This window comes from Loktanella sp. SALINAS62, from assembly GCF_018263905.1.
GTDB lineage: Bacteria > Pseudomonadota > Alphaproteobacteria > Rhodobacterales > Rhodobacteraceae > Loktanella.
In genome coordinates this window covers 345487-364867 of the sequence record NZ_JAAFZU010000001.1, presented here as the reverse complement: position 1 = coordinate 364867, position 19381 = coordinate 345487, and the positions used below count along the sequence as shown (strand labels likewise).

The following is a 19381-nucleotide window of genomic DNA, read 5'->3' as shown; positions in this document are numbered from 1 at the left end:
TCCGGGTATTCAGATAGCCGTGCAGATGTATTTCATCTCAAGGTAATCGTCGATGCCGTGGTGGCTGCCTTCGCGGCCCAGACCCGATTGTTTCACGCCGCCAAAGGGCGCGACTTCGGTGCTGATGATCCCGGTGTTCACGCCGACGATGCCGTATTCCAGCGCCTCTTGCACCTTGATCACGCGGGACATGTCCTTGGCGTAGAAATAGCTGGCAAGACCAAAGATCGTGTCGTTCGCCATGGCGATCACCTCGTCCTCGTCCTCGAAGGCGAACAGCGGCGCAAAGGGACCGAATGTTTCGTCGGTCGCCACCAGCATGTCCTGCGTCGCGCCCGTCACGATGGTTGGCTGAAAGAATTGACCGCCCAGCGCGTGTTCTTCGCCGCCCAGAATGACGGTGCCGCCCTTGGATACGGCGTCGGCCATGTGTTCCTTGACCTTTTCCTTGGCCTTGGGTTCGATCAGCGGTCCCAGATCGGTACCGTCCTTCAGTCCGTCACCCACGGTCAGCTTTTCCACGGCGGCCTTCAGCTTTTGCGCGAATGCGTCATAGACGCCTTTTTGCACATAGATCCGGTTGGCACAGACGCAGGTCTGGCCGTTGTTGCGGAATTTGCAGGCGATGGCGCCCTGCACGGCGGCGTCAATGTCGGCGTCGTCGAACACGATGAACGGCGCGTTGCCGCCCAGTTCCATCGAACATTTCATCACCTGATCGGCAGCCTGTCGCAGCAGGATGCGCCCCACTTCGGTCGATCCGGTAAAGGTCAGCTTGCGCACGGCGTGGTTTTCGCAAAACTCCTTGCCAATGCCGGAACTGTCGTCGGACGTGACGACGCTGAACAATCCATTGGGGATGCCTGCTTCTTCGGCCAGCTTGCCCATCGCCAGCGCCGACAGCGGGGTCAGCGATGCGGGGCGCACCACGAAACCGCAACCGGCCGCCAAGGCGGGTGCCACCTTGCGCGCGATCATCGCGTTGGGGAAATTCCACGGCGTGATCGCGGCGGCAACACCGATCGGCTGCTTTATCACCGTAATGCGGGCGTTTTCCAGATGTGCGGGGATCGTTTCGCCGTAGATGCGCTTGGCTTCTTCACCGAACCATTCGACGAAACCCGCACCGTAAGCGACCTCGCCGCGCGATTCCGTCAGCGGTTTGCCCTGTTCTGCGGTCATGATGACGGCAAGGTCTTCTTGGTTGGCCATCATCAGATCGTACCATTTACGCATCACCGACGCGCGGTCCTTGCCGGTGCGCTTGGCCCATGAATGGCGCGCCTTGTCGGCGGCGGCGATGGCGCGCGCCACTTCTTCGCGCGTCAGGTCGGGGACGGTGGCGATCACGTCGCCACGGGCCGGGTTGACCACGTCGATGGTCTTGCCGGATGCGGCGTCCACCCATTCCCCCGCGACATAGGCCTTTTGGCACAAAAGATCGGGGCGCTTGAGTTGCGCGGCAAGGTCGGTTGTCTGATCGAGCATGGCTGATCCTTTCGGAATCCGGTTGCGTTGCGTCGGATATAGTTTGGTTGGTGACGGGGGAAAACCGCTAGTCTGCCGATGCGTTCCGTGGCGGGCCGTGTCGTGCCGCGTAGGTTGGAACCAGATCGCCGGGTGCCGCTGTCGCATGCCAGATGGCACGGGCGATGGCGCGGGCCGTAACGGTCGCGGCGGCATGACCCATCCCAGCGGCGTCCGTCATGGGGCGGCGGCCATGGGACAGCGCAAACACCAGATCGCCGTCCATCGGGGTGTGGCTGGGCACCAGCGCACGAGCAAACCCGTCGTGCGCACTGATGGCAAGCCGGGTGGCCTGCGCCTGCGTCAGGGCCGCGTCGGTTGCGACGATCCCAAGGGTCGTGTGGCGTCCGTCGCCTTTCATCGCGGGGCGCCCTGCCGGATAACGCAGCGCGGGACCGTGGCCGCCGTATTCGTCGCCGTTTTCCCACGGTGCGGCCCAGAATTGCGGGCCGTCACCGACCACGGCAGACCCTAGCGCGTTCACGGCCACTAGTGCCGCGACCATGGTGCCATCTTCCAGCATGGTGGACGCCTGTCCGATCCCGCCCTTGAACGTTGCCGTCGTGGCCCCGCAGCCCGCGCCCACGCTGCCCAGACCGGGCGCATCATCGGCGGCCAGCAGCGCCGCAGCGCCCAGCGCGGCATAAGGGTTTTCAGTCCAGTCCTTGTCACCGCCGTTCAGCAGATCAAACAGGATGGCGGCAGGCACGATGGGCACCCGCTGGCCACCCACATCGAAACCGCGCCCCTGACTGCGCAGCGCGTTGGCCACACCGGACGCCGCATCCAGACCCAGCGCCGACCCGCCCGACAACACCAGTGCATCGACCCGTTCAACCAGTTTGTCGGGGGCCAGCAGATCGGTTTCGCGCGTGCCCGGTGCCCCGCCCATGACGTGCACGCCGCAGACGAAAGGGGTGTCCGCTGTGACGACGGTGACGCCCGATTTCAGCCGGGTGTCATGTGCGTGACCGACCAGCAGCCCGGCCACATCCGTCAGCAGATTCCGCATCCGTCAGACCCGCACCATGATATCGCCTAGATACGTCAGATCCTGCGTGTCATCCAAGCTGAAAGGCATGCCACAAAAAGCACGTTCTGTCAGGATGATCAGTGTGTTGTCACCGGCTAGCCGCAGCAACACATCATCGGTGTCTTCGTCTTCCAGAAACGTGTCCAGCCGTTGTTTGATCGCGCCGTGCACCACCTCGACCTCTGCGTGATCGACAAAGGCACCGTCCAGTTGCACGGTCAGGGGGCTGGGCAGATCGGTGCCCGGTGGCTGGGTGCAAAACCCGATGGCGTCCGCTTCGTGTTCGAAATTCGCCCCGAAGAGGTGCAACCGCATCTGCCCGTCAGGCGCGGGCTTGGCGCGGGATGGCTGTTCCAGCCGGTTGCTTTCCGATGGGATCAACCGCGCGGCATCGCGCAGGCCGCGCTGGGCAATATAGCGCAGCAGGCGATTGAACAGGCCTGTCATTTTCACGTGCACCGTCCCCCATCGACGTCCACCGCGTCGATAGCGTGGTGAAAGTAAGCCAACGCCCTCGCCCCTGCGGTGGCAAAAGGTCGGGCGATTCGCGCGATGGGCCCGGTCACGATCCGGCAATTCAACTGTTTCATTCTGCAATCTTGCCGTTCAGCCCCGCGCAAGGCAAGCAATCCGGTCAACCCATCGTGAGCGATTGCAACGCGGGGGCGCTGACGATTTGCCAAATCATTCCGGAATGATAAAGAGGATTGAAATAAAGATCGGTGAAAATAGAAATGACAGTCACGTCGTCCATGTCCCGCCGGGCCTTTGGGTCCATGCTTTTGGCTTCTGGCGCGGCGGCATGTGCCCCGCGTGTCCCGGACACCGGAATTGTGGTCGAAATGCCCGCATTCTTGCCGGAATACCCACCCCTTCAGGATGCGGGCTACGATCTGCCGCCGATCCCGCTGGAATACACCCAAGGCATCAATCGCCGGATGGAAGGCGTTTATACCGGCGAAGCGCCGCGCGGGTCCATCGACGTCGATCCCTATGCCAAGTTTCTGTATCACGTGAAGATGGATGGCACGGCCACCCGCTATCCCGTCGGCGTTGGCCGTCAAGGTCGCACATTGTCTGGTCTGGCGACGATCCAGCTGAAAAAGGCATGGCCCGGCTGGACGCCAACCGCCAACATGATCCGCACCGAACCAGAGGTTTACAGCGATTTCCGCGGTGGCATCCCCGGCGGTCTGCGCAGTCCATTGGGTGCGCGGGCGCTGTATATCTACCGCAACGGGCGCGATACCTACTATCGCGTGCACGGGACCAACGATCTGGCCAGCATCGGCAATTCCGGCTCTGCCGGCTGTATCCGCATGTTCAATCAGGACATCATTCACCTGTACAACAATGTCACCACGCCGATGACTATCAACATCCGGTCCGAGGCGGAATCACTGCGCGTCGATCCTGAATATTTTAACCGTGGCGTCGAACAGCCGCCGACCATCATCAGCGCTGACGAATTGCTTGGCCCGGCGGCGGTGTCGGCCGATCGTGAACCGCAACGCGACCAACTGGCCAGCAATTTCTGATTGCGGCCATTCGGTCGCGGCCCGCTGACAAAGCAGGTGGCCCCACGTTCTACCCGGCGACCCCGCGCCAAAAGCGGCAGGGGCGCGGGTTAGGTTCACGCCATAAATGGAAATCCGCCCGACGACGGGATGGACAAATCCGGCCTGTTTCTGCTTCTGTTCCATGACAAGGACACAAAGTTTGCGTTGATCGCAGTACCGCGACATCCGATCAGGCCCGAACGTCATGCAGATAATCAACCGCGACACTGAAATCGCAGTCCGCCGTGCCGACATATCCGACGCGGCAGCCATCGACAGCGCCCTGCGCGATCCGCTGCGTCTGGTTGCAGCGTTCCGCTGCCTTGCCGCATGGAAAACGCCATGACCGCCGCACTGCTGATACCCGCGATGGCGCTGGCCCTGATCGCGTGGCTTGTGCCAAAGCTTTTGTCGATGATCCTGCCCGAAGGCATCAAACCGCTGATCGTCAATGGTGTGCTGTCGGCGCTGATCCTGTGCATATTGACGGGGGTTTATTTCGTTTTCCTCTATCTCCAAGGGGGAATTCCGCTGAACCGGATCCTTGATCTGGGGATTGTCGGAAACGTGGTATTCTTTGGCCGTCTGGCGTTGTCGACCTCGTTGATCTGGGCGCCGTTCATGCTGCTGTCGCTGGCGGGTTTGCCGCGCACATGGGTCAATGCGGTCTGGTAGGCGGCTGGCCACGGACCGCTTGCGCATCGCTTTTCGGCCCGACAGCGTCTTTGGCTGATTGGCGCGTTCTGCGTGGCGCACATGCACGAACGCGACTACCGTGGTGGCACGGCGGTGGTGCGCGGGGACATAGCGGACCGCGGTCAGGATCCCTGCCACGGCCCGCCCGGCGCAGACCTTGGGGTAAAAGAAAGGACGATATGGCGTTTATCAAACTCTTGGGTTTCGGACTGATTGGCTTGACCGTCGTTTACTGGTCGCTGTCGCTGTATTCCGCATCGCTGCGGCGCGAACGTCTGGAAGACGATTATGATAAATCACCGCATCCTGGCCAGACCCGCGAAGCGTATGTCGCGGATGGCATGGCCGCCTATCGCGCGGGATTACGCCCCAAGCTGTTGCTGTCGGTCTATATCGTGCCGATTGTCGTGGTTTCGACGATCATCTATGTCGTGAATTCAGGATAAGGGGACAACATGCGCACCTTGGGATTTTTCTTTCGCCTGCTGCCGATCCTGTTGGTGGCGCTTTTCCTGCATTACGTCTTGCCGCAGCACGACACAGTGCAAATCACCTCGACCGAGGTGATCCGCACGGATTTCAGTTCATATAACCGGATTTTTTACGCACAGCCTGACAGCGGTGCCGTCGAACAGCCGACCCGCGACCTGCGACTGATCAACACGTCCAAGATACGCACCTATCTGCTGGGGTTCATCCCGCGCGACCGGACAGAGGTCATGGTGTACCGCAACGAAGACACTGGCTGGATCTGGCCCCCCTATTTCAAGTTCGACAGTGCCGATCTTCAGGCTGAATCCGCCGCCGCCGCCCGGACGGAAGGCTGGTATTCCATCACGCATTACGGTTGGCGCATCCGCTGGGCATCGATCTATCCCAATGCCGTGGCGATATCGCCCGTCGATGGGCCGCGACCGGGCATCGTGCCGTGGTTCAACATCGGGTTTTTCGTGTTCCTGTTCGCCGCGTTTTTCGTCATCCGGGGCATGTGGCGGCAGTTTCGTGAACGCATGATCGACCCCTCGCTGGATGCGGCGGGCGACCGGATGGATATCGCCCGCGCCGATCTGGCGAAACGACGCAGCGGGTTTCGCCGCTGGCTCGATAACTGGACATCAAAGGATCGCAGATAGGTCAGGACCGGGGCGCTGCCCCGGACCCCGGGATATTTCTGGCAAGAAGAAACGGGACCCTACGCGCCGTAGGGCACCCAGATCGTCTTGACCTCTGTCGCGTGTCCCAGAATGTCCCGGGTCATGTCGGCACTGGGATCGAATGGTCCGGTCCATGTGCGTTTCAGATTGCCGGCGCTGGCGGCTTCGATCATCTGGGCGTGACCCGCCAGCCCCCAGACCGCATCCAGATCAAGATGCCGGGCCAACGGTTCGGCCAGATCGGCGTGCATGCCGGTCAGGATATTGACCACGCCGGCGGGCAGGTCAGAGGTGTCCAGCACTTGGTAGAAATCGGTTGCAGCCAGTGGAAACGCCTCTGAAGCGGCGATGACGACCCTGTTGCCCATGGCGATAGCGGGGGCCATCAGCCCGACCAGTCCCAGCAGCGGCTGTGCGTCGGGACACAGGATGCCGATCTTGCCGACCGGTTCCTTCATCGCCAAGGCAACGCCGCGCAGCGGCACGCCCTTGGTCTGACCGTCGTATTTGTCAGCCCATGCTGCGGCGCTGAACAGGCGGTCGATGGATGCCGCGACCTCTGCCTTGCCATCCTTGCCGGTCAAGTCCTGTAAGCGGTTTGCAAATTCATCCGCCCGCGCCGACAGGTTTTCGGCAATGTAATAGATGATCTGCGCGCGCTGGTGGCCTGATGTGCGTCCCCAGCCGGACGCGCCATTCATCGCCTCGACCGCGTTGCGCAGATCCTTGCGGTTGGCAAGACTGGCGTGGCCCAAAAGCTTGCCCTTGGGGCCATGGACCGCGCGGGAATAGCCGCCATCGGGTCGTGCCTGTTTGCCGCCGATGTAAAGCTTTGCCGTGCGGTCGATCCCGTCCCCTGTGGCGTCGCCACCGTGGGCCGCGACCGCTGCGGGCGATGTCATCGCCACGGCGGGACGGGTGTAGCCCGTCAGACCTTCCCAACCGCCTTCACGGCCGAACCCGCTTTCACGGACGCCGCCGAACGGGGCAGCGGCGTCCATCATGTTGGTGCCATTCACCCAGACGATCCCGGCCACGAGCCGCGGCGCGATGTCCAGTGCGACGTTGACGTTTTCCGACCAGACAGAGGTGGCCAGCCCATACGCCGTGTTGTTGGCGATCTCGACCGCCTCTGCCGGGGTCCGAAAGGTGGTAGAGACCAGAACCGGGCCGAATATTTCCTGACCCATCAACGGCGATGCCGGTGACAGGCCTGTGATCAGCGTCGGCGGGTAGTAGCAGCCGTCAGGCACCGGCACCTGATGCATGTCGCCATCGGTATTCGCGTCGACAAGGGCGCGGACACGATCCAGTTGTTCGGGATGCACCATTGCGCCCACGTCGATGCATTTATCCAGCGGATCGCCCACACGCAGCCCGTCCATGCGGCGGCGTAGCCGGGCGTGAAAGTCGTCTGCGATGCCTTCTTGCACCAAAAGCCGCGATCCCGCGCAGCAGACCTGCCCTTGGTTGAACCAGATCGCGTCAACCAGACCTTCGACCGCGCTGTCGATGTCGGCGTCCTCGAACACGATGTAGGCGCCCTTGCCACCCAGTTCGAGGCTCAACGCCTTGCCCGTACCAGCGGTCACGGCCCGGATGCGGCGCCCGACGGCGGTGGATCCGGTAAAGGCGATTTTGTCGACCTCTGCGGCAACGATCATTTCGCCCACGGCACCGTCGCCGGTCACGATGTTCACGACGCCTGGTGGCACACCGGCCTGACCACAGATGTCCGCGAACAGCAGGGCGGTCAGCGGGGTCCACTCGGCGGGCTTCAGCACAACGGTATTGCCCATCGCCAACGCAGACGCAATTTTCCATGCCAGCATCAGCAGGGGAAAGTTCCACGGGATGACTTGCCCGCAGACACCCAGCGGCGCGCGGTCCGGCAGTTCGGACGCCATCAGCTGGGCGTAGCCTGCGTGATGATAGAAATGACGTTGTGCCAGCGGCACGTCTATATCGCGCGATTCCCGGATCGGCTTGCCATTGTCCAGCGTTTCAAGCACGGCGAACAGGCGCGCATGTTTCTGCAACAGCCGCGCCAGCGCATACAGTACCCGCGCCCGGGCGCTGCCGTCCTTGGCCCATCCGGACTGCGCCTTGCGCGCGGCCTTCACGGCGGCGTCTACGTCGGCTTGAGTCGCCTGCGTGACCTGCGCCAGCGTATCGCCGGTCGCAGGGTTCACGGTGGCGAACAGATCACCTGGGGCAGTCCATGCCCCGTTGATGAAATGTCCAAAATCACCTTTTTCGGCCAACCAGGCAAAGGCTTCTTTCGCACTTTCGGGGGCGGGGCCATAATCCATGGTCTCAAAGATCTCCTTGACGGTCATCGCTGAACCCCTCTCATCATCTTGCCAAAAATACTCAAAACACGACGCCTATGACATCGCGTGACGCCAGCCGGCGGAATAGCTGCCGCTGACGTGGTGTTCCAGTTGCCGTTCGATATCGCCCAGCAGGCTGGACGCCCCGAAACGGAACAGGTCGGGTTGCAGCCAGCGGTGGCCCAGTTCGTCCTTGATCAGGGACAGATAGACCAGCGCGTCCTTGGCTTTGGAAATGCCGCCTGCAGGTTTATACCCGACGTGGATACCGGTGGCCGCATGATAATCGCGGATCGCACGGATCATTGTCAGCGACACGGGCAGGGTCGCGTTGACGCTTTCCTTGCCGGTCGAGGTTTTGATGAAATCCGCGCCTGCCATCATGCAGACCAATGACGCCATGGCGACGTTGCGCAGGGTGCCCAGCTCTCCGGTTGCCAGGATCGCCTTGACATGGGCCTGCCCGCAGGCGGCGCGCATCTGTGACATTTCATCATATAGCGCCTGCCAGTTCCCCGACAGCACATGGCGTCGGCTGATAACGATGTCGATTTCCTGCGCGCCCGCAGCGACGCTTTCCCCGATTTCGGCCAGCCGCAGGTGGAATGGCGACAGGCCCGCAGGAAACCCGGTGGATACGGCCGCCACGGGAATGCCCGATCCTGCCAGTGCAGCGACGGCGGTCGGCACCATGTCGTGATAGACGCAGACAGCACCGGTGGTCAGCCCCTGCATGCCCAGCGTATCAAGCAGTGCGGCCGACACGGGCTGGCGCGCTTTGGCGCACAGGCGCCGGACGCGGGCGTCGGTGTCGTCACCGGCCAGCGTGGTCAGGTCGATCAGGCTGATCGCCTTGCACAGCCATGCGGCCTGATAATCCTTTTTGACGCTGCGCCGGCCGGGCAGGGTCGCGGCCCGGCGTTCGATGGCGGATGTATTGGCCTGCGTCCGCATCACCCAGTCCATGTCCAGCGGTCGCCCGGGATTGCGGGGCAGGTGCGGATCTTCGGTTTTTGTCGGGCTCACGGGCGGCACTCCTTCGGGCGTGGGCGAAGCGTCGCATGACCGCGTGTGCCGCGCAAGGTTTGACCGAATGGTCAATTATGTCCGACGCTGCGTCAGGGGCGTGACCCGGACCGCGTTTGGCGCTAAAGACCGACGCGAACCCGTGCCGGAGACACCCATGACCTTTGACCGCAGCCTGAAAATCGCCCCGTCGATCCTGTCCGCCGATTTCGCAAATTTTGGCGCGGAAATCCGCGCAATCGAAATGCAGGGTGCCGATTGGGTGCATGTCGACGTGATGGACGGTCATTTCGTGCCGAACCTGACCTTTGGCCCGCCCGCGGTCAAAGCGTTCCGGCCCCACGTCAAGACGGTGATGGACGTGCATCTGATGATTTCCCCGGTCGACGCCTATATCGACGCCTATGCCGATGCGGGTGCCGACATCCTGACCGCGCATATCGAGGCGGGACCGCATATCCACCGCACCTTGCAGGCGATCCGTGCTGCCGGGATGAAGGCAGGCGTCGCGCTGAACCCCGGCACCCCGGCGGATGCCATCGCCCACCTGCTGGACATGGCCGATCTGGTCTGCGTGATGACCGTGAACCCCGGTTTCGGCGGGCAAAAGTTCATCGACATGACCGCCAAGATTCGCAAGCTGCGCGACATGATCGGGGACCGCCCGATCCATATCGAGATTGACGGCGGTGTCGATCCAACGACCGCCCCGCTGGTGCGTGCGGCCGGCGCCGACGTGCTGGTCGCGGGATCGGCGGTGTTCAAGGGCGGTTCGGTTGACAGCCCAGAAATCTACGGCGCGAACATGCGGGCGATCCGCACGGCGGCGGGCTGACGGCTGACTAACAGCGGGCCTGCGCTGTTTCGCTGACGCGAAAGGCGCCTCGCCCGCCGTCCCGTCAGGCGCTGACCGTCAGGGTGTCGCTGTGGTCTAGGTAGACAAATCCATTGCCCGGCAACGTCAGCGTCTGACCCGTCAGGTCCGCGTGGTGCGGCCCGGTGATTGTGGCGGTCTTGTCCAACGTCAGCGTCATCGCATCCCGGCCCATGTTGAACAGGCAAGTCAGGTTCCGGTCGTCCACGCTGCGCCGCTGCCCCAGAATCGGATCGGGCAGGTCAAGGAACGTGGCGCGCCCGCGCGTCATGCAGGGATGATCCTTACGGAAGGCAATCAGACCGCGATAGAATTGCAGCACACTGTCGTTGGCCTTGTCCTGCAGGCTGACCGCATGCGCGCGCTGCGGCGCCTTGATCGGTAACCAGGGCGTACCGTCGGTGAATCCCGCATTCTCGCTGTCGGTGTCCCAGACCATTGGCGTGCGGCACCCGTCACGCCCCTTGATCCCCGGCCAGTAACGGATCGCCTGCGCGTCGGTCAGTTCGTGGTATTCCATCACGGTTTCAAGCTGTCCCAGCTCTTCGCCCTGATAGATGCCGATGGTGCCTTCAAAGCTGAACAGCATCGCCGCTGACAGGCGGGCCATCGCGTCCTCTGATACGGCGTGGTCGGTCCAGCGCGACACATGCCGCACCACGTCGTGGTTGGAAAAGGACCATTCGGGGTGGCCGTCCGGCGCGCCCTGCTGAAAGCTTTCGATGCAGTTGCGAAAATGCGCGGGCGTGAATTCATCCGACAGCATGGCAAAGCTGTAGGCCATATGCAGGCGCCCGTTGCCTTTGGTGTATTCGGCCATGATGTCGATGCTGCGCTGGCCGTGGTCACCGACCTCTCCGACCATCATGATGTCGTCGTAGCGGTCGGTCAGGGTGCGCAGGCGTTCCAGAAACGCGACGTTTTCAGGCCGGTTCTTGTTGTAGATATTGTCCTGCATCCCGAACAGATCCGACGCCATGACGATCATGCCTTCGGGGCGCGGGGCAGGCGGGTTCGACCGCAGTTTGGCATCGTGCACGTAGTAGTTCACGGTATCCAGACGGAACCCGTCCAGCCCGCGATCCAGCCAGAATTTGCAGGTGTCCAGTATGGCGTCCTGCACATCGGGGTTGTTGAAATTCAGGTCCGGCTGGCTGGTCAGAAAGTTGTGCTGGTAATACTGCCGCCGCGTCGCGTCGTATTCCCATGCGGGGCCACCGAAATGGCTGTGCCAGTTGGTGGGCGGGCTACCGTCCTCCAGCGGATCGGCCCAGACAAACCAGTCCGCCTTGGGGTTTTCCTGATCCATGCGCGATTCGATGAACCAAGGGTGCTTGTCGGACGTATGCGACAGCACCTGATCCACGATCACCTTCAGCCCCAGATCATGGGCCGTTTTCAGCATCTCGTCAAAATCGGCCAATGTGCCGAACAGCGGGTCGATGTCGGTGTAATCCGACACGTCGTAACCCATGTCGTCCATCGGAGAGGTAAAGATCGGCGACAGCCAGATGCAATCCACCCCCAGATTGGCCACATGCGGCAGCCGCCGTGTAATACCGGGCAGATCGCCCACGCCATCGCCGGTCGTATCCTGAAAGGACCGGGGGTAAATCTGATAGATCACGGCGTCACGCCACCATTCGCGCTGGGTCATGGCTGTCTCCTGTCTTGCGGGTCAATATTGCTGTTAGCGCAACCACGTCAGCGCGCAAGAGGGCAAATCGCACATTGCCATGCCGCCTTGCACGGGTTCTACAGTGGCAAGAACGACCAATGGGAGTGATGGAATGGCACAGGATAGACCCGCACCGACATGGTTCAGCGTGACGATCATGCTGGGGCTTTTGTGGAACGTCTTTGGCGTGATCCAGTTCATTGGCGGCGTTGGCCGCACGATCGACGATTACATTGCACAGGGTATGCCTGCCCGTCAGGCCGAAGCGATGGCAAGCTATCCGGGCTGGATCGACGCGTGTTTCGCGCTTGGCGTATTGGGCGGCACTGTGGGTTGCATTCTTGTGCTGATGCGCAAACCGGCCTGCGTGCCGGTGCTGGCGCTGTCCGTTGTCGGGTTCGCGGCGATGTTCGCGGGCAATGCCGCCGTCGGGCTGTTCGCCGTGATGGGGGTGCAGCGGTTGGTCACACTGTTGTTCACGCTGGCTGTGGCGCTGGTGTTGCTGGGCTGTGCCGTCTATGCGCGCCGCCGTCGTATCATTGTATAAAGGTTGGCCATGTCGATCACACCTGTCTCCGAACTTGTCGCGGCGGCCCGCGCGCGCATCACGCAAACCCCGTCTAGCGATGCGATTGCGTTGCTGGATCGGCCCGACGTGGTGTTTGTCGATCTGCGCGACGTACGCGAACGCAAGGCGGGTTTTGTGCCCGACAGCTTTCACTGTCCGCGCGGCATGGCCGAATTCTGGGTGGATCCGGCCAGCCCCTACCACAAGGATATCTTTGCCCGGCCCGATACAAGGTTCGTTTTCTACTGCGCGTCCGGCTGGCGGTCGGCGCTGACGGTGGCAGCCTTGCAGGACATGGGATTTCAGGCAGAGCATCTGACAGACGGCTTCGGTGGCTGGACGGCGGCTGGCGGTCCTGTCGATCATCCCGCACCGCGCGATTGATCTGACCCGGACAACCGCATAAACCGCCCCTGAAATCACGAAAGGGTCATCTATGCGCGTTCTGGTTACGGGTGGTGCGGGGTATATCGGCAGCCATACCCTGGTTGAACTGTTGGGACAGGCGCATGAGGTTTGCGTGCTGGACAGTTTCGCCAACGCCAAACCCGTCGTGCTTGACCGCGTCCGCAGCCTGACCAACGGCAAGATCAGCCTTGTCACTGGTGATGTGCGTGACGGATCGGTGCTGGACGATACGATGTCCGATTTCGCGCCCGATGCCGTGATCCATTTTGCCGGGCTCAAGGCTGTCGGTGAAAGCAGCCGCCAGCCGGTCGATTACTACGATGTCAACGTCAGCGGCACATTGGCACTGCTGCGCGCGATGGATCGCCACGGCTGCAAGCGGATCATCTTTTCCAGCTCTGCCACGGTGTACGGTGAACCCGAATACCTGCCATACGACGAAGCGCACCCCACGAACCCCTTGTCGGTTTATGGCCGGACCAAGCTGATGGCCGAACATGTCCTGACCGACTGGGCGGCCGCGACCCCCGGTGCCAGTGCCGTGCTTTTGCGCTATTTCAACCCGGTCGGGGCCCACGCCTCTGCGCGGATGGGCGAAGATCCGGCAGATTACCCCAACAATCTGATGCCCTTCATCGCGCAGGTCGCCGTCGGAAAACGTGCGCAGCTTCAGGTGTTCGGGGACGATTACGACACAGACGACGGCACCGGAGAGCGTGATTACATCCACGTCGTGGATCTGGCCCGCGCCCATGTCGCGGCGCTGGATCATGCCGCCGCCATCAGCGGCGCGCGGGTGTTCAACATCGGCACCGGGCAGTCCTACAGCGTGCTGCAGATGGTGACAGCATTCCGTGCCGCGTCCGGCCACCCGATTCCATTGGCAATCGCGCCGCGCCGCGCGGGCGACATTGCCCGCATGCAGGCGGATTCGACCCGTGCGCGCAACGAACTGGGGTGGCAGGCCACGCATTCGCTTGATGACATGGCCGCCAGCGCCTGGGCGTGGCAGCGCGGCAATCCCGACGGCTACGGCGACTGATCCAATCCCGCGCGTCGTTTGATTCGGACAATCCGTCGCAGACCGCCGGAACTAATTCGCGTGTCAGGCATTAGGCCAGCGATGAAAGTTTCGTGATGATGTCTCCGCTCATGCCGAACATCCCCGCGACTGAAGAAGGATAAGAACATGGCCGACGCCAAGGAAAACATCAACGACGCCGTCGAGGACGCAAAGTCCCATGCCAAAAGCGTGGTGGACGAGGTGCGGGAAAAGGCGAAGTCCGTTGCAAGCGATGCACGCGAGACCGTCAAATCCGAAGTTGACGCCCGCGCCGGTGCTGCACGCAGCGCTGCCGCCGGAGAGGTCAACAACGTGGCCGCCGCTCTGCGTCGCGCCGCCGAAGAAAGCCGCGATGGCAGCGCGCAGGAACGCACATTCGGCCAAATCGCCAATTCGCTGGCGGACGTGTCCGAAACCATCGGCAACAAGGATCTGGGCACGGTCGTCAATGACGCCAGCAGCTTTGCCCGGCGCCACCCGCTGACCTTTCTTGCCGGTGCCGCACTGGCCGGGTTCGCGTTAAGCCGGTTCGTAAAATCGTCGGAAAACGACGGTGAATACGGCACGGCCTATGGCCGCGACACCGATCCCGACGATATCGTCGGTCGGGGGTAGGTATGCAGACTACCAAGGATCCACGCAGCACCGGGTCGTTGCTGTCGGACGTTCTCGGCAGCATTGGCACGCTACTGCGGCAAGAGGTCGATCTGGCCCGCGCCGAGGTTGATGAAAACCTCAAGCGCGCAACGCGTGCGCTGGGGCTTCTGGTCGTGGCGCTTGTGCTGTTCTTTATTGCGATGTCCGTGCTTGTGACGACTGCAATCAGCGCATTGGTGCTGGCGGGTGTCGCTGAAATCATGGCGACCCTGATCGTCGGTGTCGTGACACTGATCCTTGCGGTCATTCTGGCCGTCATCGGTGTCAAACGGCTTAAGCTGTCCAGCCTTGCCCCCAGCCGTGCGGCCCGCAACGTCAAACGCGACGCCGCCGTGATGAAGGAGGCCTACAATGACCGCTAATCACCGCACCCCGGCCCAGATCGAAAAAGAGATAGAGGCCGAACGCGAACGCCTGACCCGCGATCTGGACGTGCTTCAGGATCGTCTGACGATTGATGGCCTAATGGACGAAGTCCGGCTTCAGGTCCGGTCACAGATTACCGATGTCCAGCGTCAATTGCGCGGACAGGTGTTCGAAGTCACAGGTGTTGTCGGCGCCGAAGTGCGTGACCAGCTATCGCGCGCGGGCACCACTTTGTCCCGCACGACGCGCGACAATCCGTGGCCAATCGCGCTGACGGGGCTGGGTTTGGCTTGGCTGGCCTACAGCGTGATGAAACCCAAACCGGTGCGCCGTGTGGGATATGCCCCGACACAACCCGCGCGACCCGTGCGCGGAGTCTCTGATTACGATTCGTCGCCTGCTGACATGGCGGCGGTCGAACTGGAACGGGACGCCGACCGGTGGGCGCGTGACAGCGGCGCCGCGCACGCGCAGCGGACCCCGACATACGATCCGCGCCCCACATGGGCGCGCGATGATGATGATGAACTGACGACGCGCCGATCCTTAGGCAGCGCAGAAAGGACCACAACATGACCGATTCACGCCCAACCCCCGCAATGGTGCCGGGTCAACCCGCGTTTGGCGGCACCGACAGCCAGTCACAGCAGTCAAAGTCCCGGCTTGAAGATCTGCGGCACCGCCTGTCCGAAGGCACCGAACATCTGTCGGAATCCGCGCGTGCCCGCGTGATCGACGCGCGCCAGCGTGCGGTCGAGGCACAGCGCAGCGCCCGCAAGGCGATGTCGGGCGGCAGCGATGCCGCGTCCGATCTGTTTGATCGCCAGCCGCTGATCATCGGCGCGCTTGCCTTTGCCGTCGGTGCCGCCGTCGCCGCCCTGTTGCCCAGAACGCGGACCGAAAACACGTACTTCGGATCGCACCGCGATTCCCTGATGGAAGAAGCGGAACGCATCTTTCATGAAGAAACGCAGCGCGCCCGCGCCGCAATGAATACGGCCACATCCGAAGCGCAGACCGCGGTCAAGGACGTGACAGACACCGCTGCAAAAGCCGCGAAAACCGCCGTGGATGATGCGAGCGACGCGGCCAAGGACGCTGCTCATAAAGTCGAAGAGCAGGCCAAGACGTCTGCGTCCGACGTAAAGTCCAAAACCACAAAAGCCGCGAAAAACTGAACTGAATTTCAGACATGAAAAAGGGCGCCGCGGATATCCGCGGCGCCCTTTTTTGGTGTAGATTTCAGACAGCCCAGCTGAAATCGATACATTCGTACCTGTCTTTATAGTTGAGCTGTGAAATCCACTGAGGTTTGTCAATAATACGGAAATATGGGCGTGAGATTTCCAGAACACCCCTTTTCTGCAACCCGCGCAGCAACCGATTGACGTAGATATCCGTCAATCCCAGAACGTCGCCAATTTCCTTTTGCGATAAAGGCATCGGGAAACGATCCGACCCCTGTTCACTGACCTGATCAGTCTTGCTTTTGACGGTCAAAAGGAAGTGCATCAGACGGTCTTCGGCGGAATACCGCGTAACGGCATGTAGCCTGTCCAGCAAAGCGACTGAATCCAGGCTGGCCATAGACAGCAGTAATGCAAAGACCTGCGGATTGGTTTTCGCCAATTCGCCAAGCTTGCGCCGCGAAATCAGGCTGACTGATCCATCGGTCTGCATCGACGTGCAGTATGGAGAGCGCGAAAATCCCAGTTCTGACAGGCCGACGACGTCGCCCGCCATGAATAATTGGGCAATCGTCGTCTGGGAACCCGACGTGATACGGGTGATGGCCAGACCCGACCGCACAATCGCAATCCGGTCTTCGGGGTGTTCTGGACAGAAAATGTCGGATCTCTTGCCCAACGACTTTGGATTGTCTTCAAGCGAGGCCAGTGCGCTATGATCCGAATCGGACAGATCCGTTATTTTCGACATGCGCATCATGAATGCGCTTTGGTTGGTTTTTTTCATCGTCTTTCGCTCTTCAAACAGGTCCGCAAGTGTTAGCACCGCGTTATGGTCGATGGGTATCTTGATTCTGTTTTAGGCGTCTTATAAAAACCCGAATATAAACTAGTTTAAACTGATGTATCATTTAACATAAGTTTCCTGACGCGGCGTTGTCAGCATCAAGCCAAGCAATGCCATGTGTTTTGCTTTATCATTGCCTAGTAGATCGCTTGAATTGGGTGCATTGTTCCAAAAGTGCTTTAGCTGGATATCAAATGTTATGACTGAACTTTCAAATCTTCTGCCGCGATCTCTTTATGTGTTTTTGGATTTCGACGGCACGCTTGTCAGCTTGGCGGATACACCCGACAGCATTGTCGTGCCTGATGAACTGAACGGGGTCTTGGCCGATCTGCACCAGCGCCTGAATGGGCGACTGGCCATCGTATCCGGCCGAGAGGTGTCGCAGATCGAACGGTTCCTGCCCGATTTCCCCGGTGACATCTTTGGTGCCCACGGGGCAGAGGCGCGGATCGACGGTGCGCTGCGCCGTCACCGGCTTGTTGGCAGCGATATTGTCGCGGATGCGCAGGCCCGTGCCCGGTCGCTGACCGACAGCGATCCTGATCTTCTGCTGGAACTCAAAGACACCGGGGCCGTTGTTCACTACAGGGCAACGCCACAGAAAGGCGATCAGGTGAAAGCAGCTTTGCAAGATATTGTCGACGATCATGGCGATTTGGTGCTGCATGCGTCCAAAATGGCCTGGGAAATGCGCCCTGCAGACGCGACGAAAGCTGCAGCGGTGCAGCACCTGATGCAAGGCCAGCCCGACACGATCCGTCCTGTCGTCATCGGTGACGATGTCACTGACGAAGAAGCAATGGCCGTGGCGCACCAGATGAACGGCGTCTGCATCAAGATCGGCACGGGCGATACCAGCGCGCAGCATCGTCTGGATGGGCCATCGGAACTGCATGCGCTGCTGCGGATCTGGTCTGCAGGTGATGTATGATGGGACGACTGATCGTTGTATCCAACAGGGTGCCGTCCGATGGCCCGCCGTCTGGCGGCCTTGTCGTCGCGTTGCATGACTGCCTGAAACACAACGGCGGCGTGTGGTTCGGCACATCGGGGGATATTGTCGAAGACCCCGAAGACAGCTTTGCAGAGCTTTCGGGCGACGGCTATAAGATGCGCACCTTTGATCTTAGCCCGGCGGAACAGCAGGGATATTATCTTGGCTACGCCAATTCTGTGCTCTGGCCGCTGTGTCACCGCCGCGCCGATCTGATGGCGCTGAATGCCGGCGACTACGACGTCTATGACAGCGTTAATCGCAGGCTTGCACGGATGATGGCGCCAGAATTGCGTCCGGACGACCATATCTGGATTCACGACTACCATTTTCTACCACTCGCGGCCTGTCTGCGCGCCGAAGGTGTCACCGCGACCATCGGCTATTTTCACCACATTCCGTTTCCCGCGACCCATGACCTGATGGCCTTGCCGCAGCGTGATCTGTTTGCGGGCTGGATGGCCAGTTTTGATCTGTTCGGGCTTCAGACTCAGCGCGACGTGGCAGCCGCGCTTGAAATGTTCCGTGGTCTGAACGGTGCCGAACAACTGCGTGACGGGTCGATTTCGCTGAATGACCGCCGGTTTGAAATCCGCAGTTTTCCGATCGGGATCGACGCCGATGCTTTTGTGAAAGAGGCACAAAGCACCGATGGCCGGTCCCTGCTGAATTTTGCACCCGATGAACGGCTTGTCATCGGTGTGGACCGGCTTGATTATTCAAAGGGGCTGGACAACAGGTTTCGCGCGTTTGGCCGCTTTCTTGAAAATCGGATCGTGGACGAACCCCGCGCATCGCTGCTGCAAATCGCGCCGCCGACGCGTGAAGACGTCGATGCCTACCAGCAGATCCGCGACGCGCTGGAAGGCACCGCAGGCAAGGTGAACGGTGAACATTCCGACCTTGGCTGGACACCGATCCGCTACATCCATCACGCGGTGCCGCGCGACACGCTGGCCGCGCTTTACCGTGCGGCGGATGTCGGGTTCGTGACACCGTTCTGCGATGGCATGAACCTTGTCGCCAAGGAATTCGTCGCCGCACAGGATCCTGCCGATCCCGGTGTGCTGATCCTGTCGCAATTCGCGGGCGCGGTGGAACAGATGGCCTCTGCGCTGATCGTGAACCCTTATGACATCGGGGAAATGGCACAGGCGCTGAAACAGGCGCTGGCGATGCCGCTGCACGAACGACAGGACCGACACGAAGCGCTTGCCCGTGGCGTATTTCGCAACGATGTCGCACATTGGACGCAGACCTATCTTGATACGATGGCCCGCATTTCGACGGAACGCGCCGCCCTGACCTAGCGTGTTGTGCATTTACGCACAAAATCTGACAGCCGGGGCAGGGATGATTTCGGACGAAAGATGTGTAGGTGTGTCTGACCGTATCAGACAGGACATAA

General features: G+C 61.2%; 22 protein-coding genes. 15 read left to right on the top strand and 7 right to left on the bottom strand.

All coding sequences use genetic code 11. From position 1 onward, the window contains the following. Positions 1–9: 9 nt before the first annotated feature. From GZH79_RS01790 to GZH79_RS01780, 3 genes are all read right to left on the bottom strand, one after another. Complete coding sequence (locus tag GZH79_RS01790; RefSeq protein ID WP_211641416.1) at positions 10–1488, bottom strand: NAD-dependent succinate-semialdehyde dehydrogenase; 1479 nt, start codon at positions 1486–1488, stop codon at positions 10–12. A gap of 67 nt (positions 1489–1555) precedes the next feature. Beyond that, positions 1556–2539 (bottom strand): P1 family peptidase, encoded by a 984-nt coding sequence (locus GZH79_RS01785; protein WP_211641415.1) that lies wholly within the window; start codon positions 2537–2539, stop codon positions 1556–1558. Positions 2540–2542: 3 nt separating this feature from the next. Further along, entirely contained in the window at positions 2543–3013 is a 471-nt protein-coding gene (locus GZH79_RS01780) for a hypothetical protein (protein WP_211641414.1), read from the bottom strand. A gap of 323 nt (positions 3014–3336) precedes the next feature. Here GZH79_RS01780 and GZH79_RS01775 point away from each other — a divergent pair, with 323 nt between their 5' ends. The 5 genes from GZH79_RS01775 to GZH79_RS01755 all read left to right on the top strand — a co-directional run bounded on the left by GZH79_RS01775 (position 3337) and on the right by GZH79_RS01755 (position 5948). Then, complete coding sequence (locus GZH79_RS01775; RefSeq protein ID WP_249218917.1) at positions 3337–4098, top strand: L,D-transpeptidase; 762 nt, start codon at positions 3337–3339, stop codon at positions 4096–4098. Positions 4099–4324: 226 nt separating this feature from the next. Next, positions 4325–4465 (top strand): hypothetical protein, encoded by a 141-nt coding sequence (locus GZH79_RS01770; RefSeq protein WP_211641413.1) that lies wholly within the window; start codon positions 4325–4327, stop codon positions 4463–4465. Beyond that, on the top strand, positions 4462–4794 hold the full coding sequence (locus GZH79_RS01765) for a hypothetical protein (protein ID WP_211641412.1): 333 nt from the start codon (positions 4462–4464) through the stop codon (positions 4792–4794). Before GZH79_RS01770 ends, GZH79_RS01765 begins: the two co-directional genes overlap by 4 nt. Before the next feature lie 200 nt (positions 4795–4994). After that, positions 4995–5261 carry a hypothetical protein gene (locus tag GZH79_RS01760; protein WP_211641411.1) on the top strand — a complete coding sequence of 89 codons (267 nt, stop codon included), beginning with the start codon at positions 4995–4997 and terminating at the stop codon, positions 5259–5261. Positions 5262–5270: 9 nt separating this feature from the next. Beyond that, on the top strand, positions 5271–5948 hold the full coding sequence (locus GZH79_RS01755; RefSeq protein WP_211641410.1) for a DUF1523 family protein: 678 nt from the start codon (positions 5271–5273) through the stop codon (positions 5946–5948). A gap of 59 nt (positions 5949–6007) precedes the next feature. Here the strand turns inward: GZH79_RS01755 and GZH79_RS01750 are convergent, their stop codons facing one another. Both GZH79_RS01750 and deoC read right to left on the bottom strand, forming a co-directional pair. Then, a complete protein-coding gene (locus GZH79_RS01750) occupies positions 6008–8308 on the bottom strand; it encodes an aldehyde dehydrogenase family protein (RefSeq protein WP_211641409.1) in 2301 nt (766 codons plus the stop codon). Positions 8309–8356: 48 nt separating this feature from the next. After that, on the bottom strand, positions 8357–9268 hold the full coding sequence (gene deoC, locus GZH79_RS01745) for a deoxyribose-phosphate aldolase (RefSeq protein WP_211641577.1): 912 nt from the start codon (positions 9266–9268) through the stop codon (positions 8357–8359). A gap of 217 nt (positions 9269–9485) precedes the next feature. Here deoC and rpe point away from each other — a divergent pair, with 217 nt between their 5' ends. Continuing rightward, entirely contained in the window at positions 9486–10163 is a 678-nt protein-coding gene (gene rpe / locus GZH79_RS01740) for a ribulose-phosphate 3-epimerase (protein ID WP_211641408.1), read from the top strand. Positions 10164–10227: 64 nt separating this feature from the next. Here the strand turns inward: rpe and GZH79_RS01735 are convergent, their stop codons facing one another. Then, the gene (locus GZH79_RS01735) at positions 10228–11859 is read right to left on the bottom strand and encodes an alpha-amylase family glycosyl hydrolase (RefSeq protein ID WP_211641407.1); all 1632 of its coding nucleotides are present in this window, start codon (positions 11857–11859) and stop codon (positions 10228–10230) included. Positions 11860–11992: 133 nt separating this feature from the next. On the opposite strand from GZH79_RS01735, the gene GZH79_RS01730 reads away from it, so the two are divergent. The 7 genes from GZH79_RS01730 to GZH79_RS01700 all read left to right on the top strand — a co-directional run bounded on the left by GZH79_RS01730 (position 11993) and on the right by GZH79_RS01700 (position 16120). Continuing rightward, entirely contained in the window at positions 11993–12427 is a 435-nt protein-coding gene (locus GZH79_RS01730) for a hypothetical protein (RefSeq protein WP_211641406.1), read from the top strand. A 9-nt stretch (positions 12428–12436) separates the two neighbouring features. Then, positions 12437–12832 (top strand): rhodanese-like domain-containing protein, encoded by a 396-nt coding sequence (locus GZH79_RS01725; RefSeq protein ID WP_211641405.1) that lies wholly within the window; start codon positions 12437–12439, stop codon positions 12830–12832. A gap of 52 nt (positions 12833–12884) precedes the next feature. After that, positions 12885–13898, top strand: a complete 1014-nt coding sequence (galE, locus tag GZH79_RS01720; protein WP_211641404.1) for a UDP-glucose 4-epimerase GalE — start codon at positions 12885–12887, stop codon at positions 13896–13898. 147 nt (positions 13899–14045) lie between these two features. Next, positions 14046–14534, top strand: a complete 489-nt coding sequence (locus GZH79_RS01715) for a hypothetical protein (RefSeq protein ID WP_211641403.1) — start codon at positions 14046–14048, stop codon at positions 14532–14534. 2 nt (positions 14535–14536) lie between these two features. Then, positions 14537–14938: a phage holin family protein gene (locus GZH79_RS01710; RefSeq protein WP_211641402.1), complete on the top strand. Its 402-nt coding sequence runs from the start codon at positions 14537–14539 to the stop codon at positions 14936–14938. Then, entirely contained in the window at positions 14928–15518 is a 591-nt protein-coding gene (locus tag GZH79_RS01705; RefSeq protein ID WP_211641401.1) for a DUF3618 domain-containing protein, read from the top strand. Before GZH79_RS01710 ends, GZH79_RS01705 begins: the two co-directional genes overlap by 11 nt. Next, positions 15515–16120, top strand: coding sequence for a hypothetical protein (locus tag GZH79_RS01700; protein ID WP_211641400.1), 606 nt, complete (start codon positions 15515–15517; stop codon positions 16118–16120). Before GZH79_RS01705 ends, GZH79_RS01700 begins: the two co-directional genes overlap by 4 nt. Positions 16121–16184: 64 nt before the next feature. Here the strand turns inward: GZH79_RS01700 and GZH79_RS01695 are convergent, their stop codons facing one another. Beyond that, a complete protein-coding gene (locus GZH79_RS01695) occupies positions 16185–16916 on the bottom strand; it encodes a Crp/Fnr family transcriptional regulator (protein ID WP_211641399.1) in 732 nt (243 codons plus the stop codon). A 259-nt stretch (positions 16917–17175) separates the two neighbouring features. On the opposite strand from GZH79_RS01695, the gene otsB reads away from it, so the two are divergent. Together otsB and GZH79_RS01685 are read left to right on the top strand one after the other, a co-directional pair. Beyond that, positions 17176–17910 (top strand): trehalose-phosphatase, encoded by a 735-nt coding sequence (gene otsB / locus GZH79_RS01690; RefSeq protein WP_211641398.1) that lies wholly within the window; start codon positions 17176–17178, stop codon positions 17908–17910. Continuing rightward, complete coding sequence (locus GZH79_RS01685; protein WP_249218916.1) at positions 17910–19283, top strand: trehalose-6-phosphate synthase; 1374 nt, start codon at positions 17910–17912, stop codon at positions 19281–19283. Before otsB ends, GZH79_RS01685 begins: the two co-directional genes overlap by 1 nt. Positions 19284–19381: the final 98 nt, after the last annotated feature.

Excerpts from the sequence above, each read along its gene's own strand:
- GZH79_RS01790 (WP_211641416.1), bottom strand. The coding sequence starts at position 1,488 with ATGCTCGATCAGACAACCGACCTTGCCGCGCAACTCAAGCGCCCCGAT.
- GZH79_RS01725 (WP_211641405.1), top strand. The coding sequence starts at position 12,437 with ATGTCGATCACACCTGTCTCCGAACTTGTCGCGGCGGCCCGCGCGCGC.
- GZH79_RS01695 (WP_211641399.1), bottom strand. The coding sequence starts at position 16,916 with ATGAAAAAAACCAACCAAAGCGCATTCATGATGCGCATGTCGAAAATA.
- GZH79_RS01705 (WP_211641401.1), top strand. The coding sequence starts at position 14,928 with ATGACCGCTAATCACCGCACCCCGGCCCAGATCGAAAAAGAGATAGAG.
- GZH79_RS01710 (WP_211641402.1), top strand. The coding sequence starts at position 14,537 with ATGCAGACTACCAAGGATCCACGCAGCACCGGGTCGTTGCTGTCGGAC.
- GZH79_RS01715 (WP_211641403.1), top strand. The coding sequence starts at position 14,046 with ATGGCCGACGCCAAGGAAAACATCAACGACGCCGTCGAGGACGCAAAG.
- GZH79_RS01750 (WP_211641409.1), bottom strand. The coding sequence starts at position 8,308 with ATGACCGTCAAGGAGATCTTTGAGACCATGGATTATGGCCCCGCCCCC.
- GZH79_RS01730 (WP_211641406.1), top strand. The coding sequence starts at position 11,993 with ATGGCACAGGATAGACCCGCACCGACATGGTTCAGCGTGACGATCATG.
- GZH79_RS01760 (WP_211641411.1), top strand. The coding sequence starts at position 4,995 with ATGGCGTTTATCAAACTCTTGGGTTTCGGACTGATTGGCTTGACCGTC.
- rpe (WP_211641408.1), top strand. The coding sequence starts at position 9,486 with ATGACCTTTGACCGCAGCCTGAAAATCGCCCCGTCGATCCTGTCCGCC.
- GZH79_RS01735 (WP_211641407.1), bottom strand. The coding sequence starts at position 11,859 with ATGACCCAGCGCGAATGGTGGCGTGACGCCGTGATCTATCAGATTTAC.
- deoC (WP_211641577.1), bottom strand. The coding sequence starts at position 9,268 with ATGGACTGGGTGATGCGGACGCAGGCCAATACATCCGCCATCGAACGC.
- galE (WP_211641404.1), top strand. The coding sequence starts at position 12,885 with ATGCGCGTTCTGGTTACGGGTGGTGCGGGGTATATCGGCAGCCATACC.
- GZH79_RS01700 (WP_211641400.1), top strand. The coding sequence starts at position 15,515 with ATGACCGATTCACGCCCAACCCCCGCAATGGTGCCGGGTCAACCCGCG.
- GZH79_RS01775 (WP_249218917.1), top strand. The coding sequence starts at position 3,337 with ATGCTTTTGGCTTCTGGCGCGGCGGCATGTGCCCCGCGTGTCCCGGAC.
- otsB (WP_211641398.1), top strand. The coding sequence starts at position 17,176 with ATGACTGAACTTTCAAATCTTCTGCCGCGATCTCTTTATGTGTTTTTG.
- GZH79_RS01770 (WP_211641413.1), top strand. The coding sequence starts at position 4,325 with ATGCAGATAATCAACCGCGACACTGAAATCGCAGTCCGCCGTGCCGAC.
- GZH79_RS01685 (WP_249218916.1), top strand. The coding sequence starts at position 17,910 with ATGGGACGACTGATCGTTGTATCCAACAGGGTGCCGTCCGATGGCCCG.
- GZH79_RS01755 (WP_211641410.1), top strand. The coding sequence starts at position 5,271 with ATGCGCACCTTGGGATTTTTCTTTCGCCTGCTGCCGATCCTGTTGGTG.
- GZH79_RS01765 (WP_211641412.1), top strand. The coding sequence starts at position 4,462 with ATGACCGCCGCACTGCTGATACCCGCGATGGCGCTGGCCCTGATCGCG.
- GZH79_RS01785 (WP_211641415.1), bottom strand. The coding sequence starts at position 2,539 with ATGCGGAATCTGCTGACGGATGTGGCCGGGCTGCTGGTCGGTCACGCA.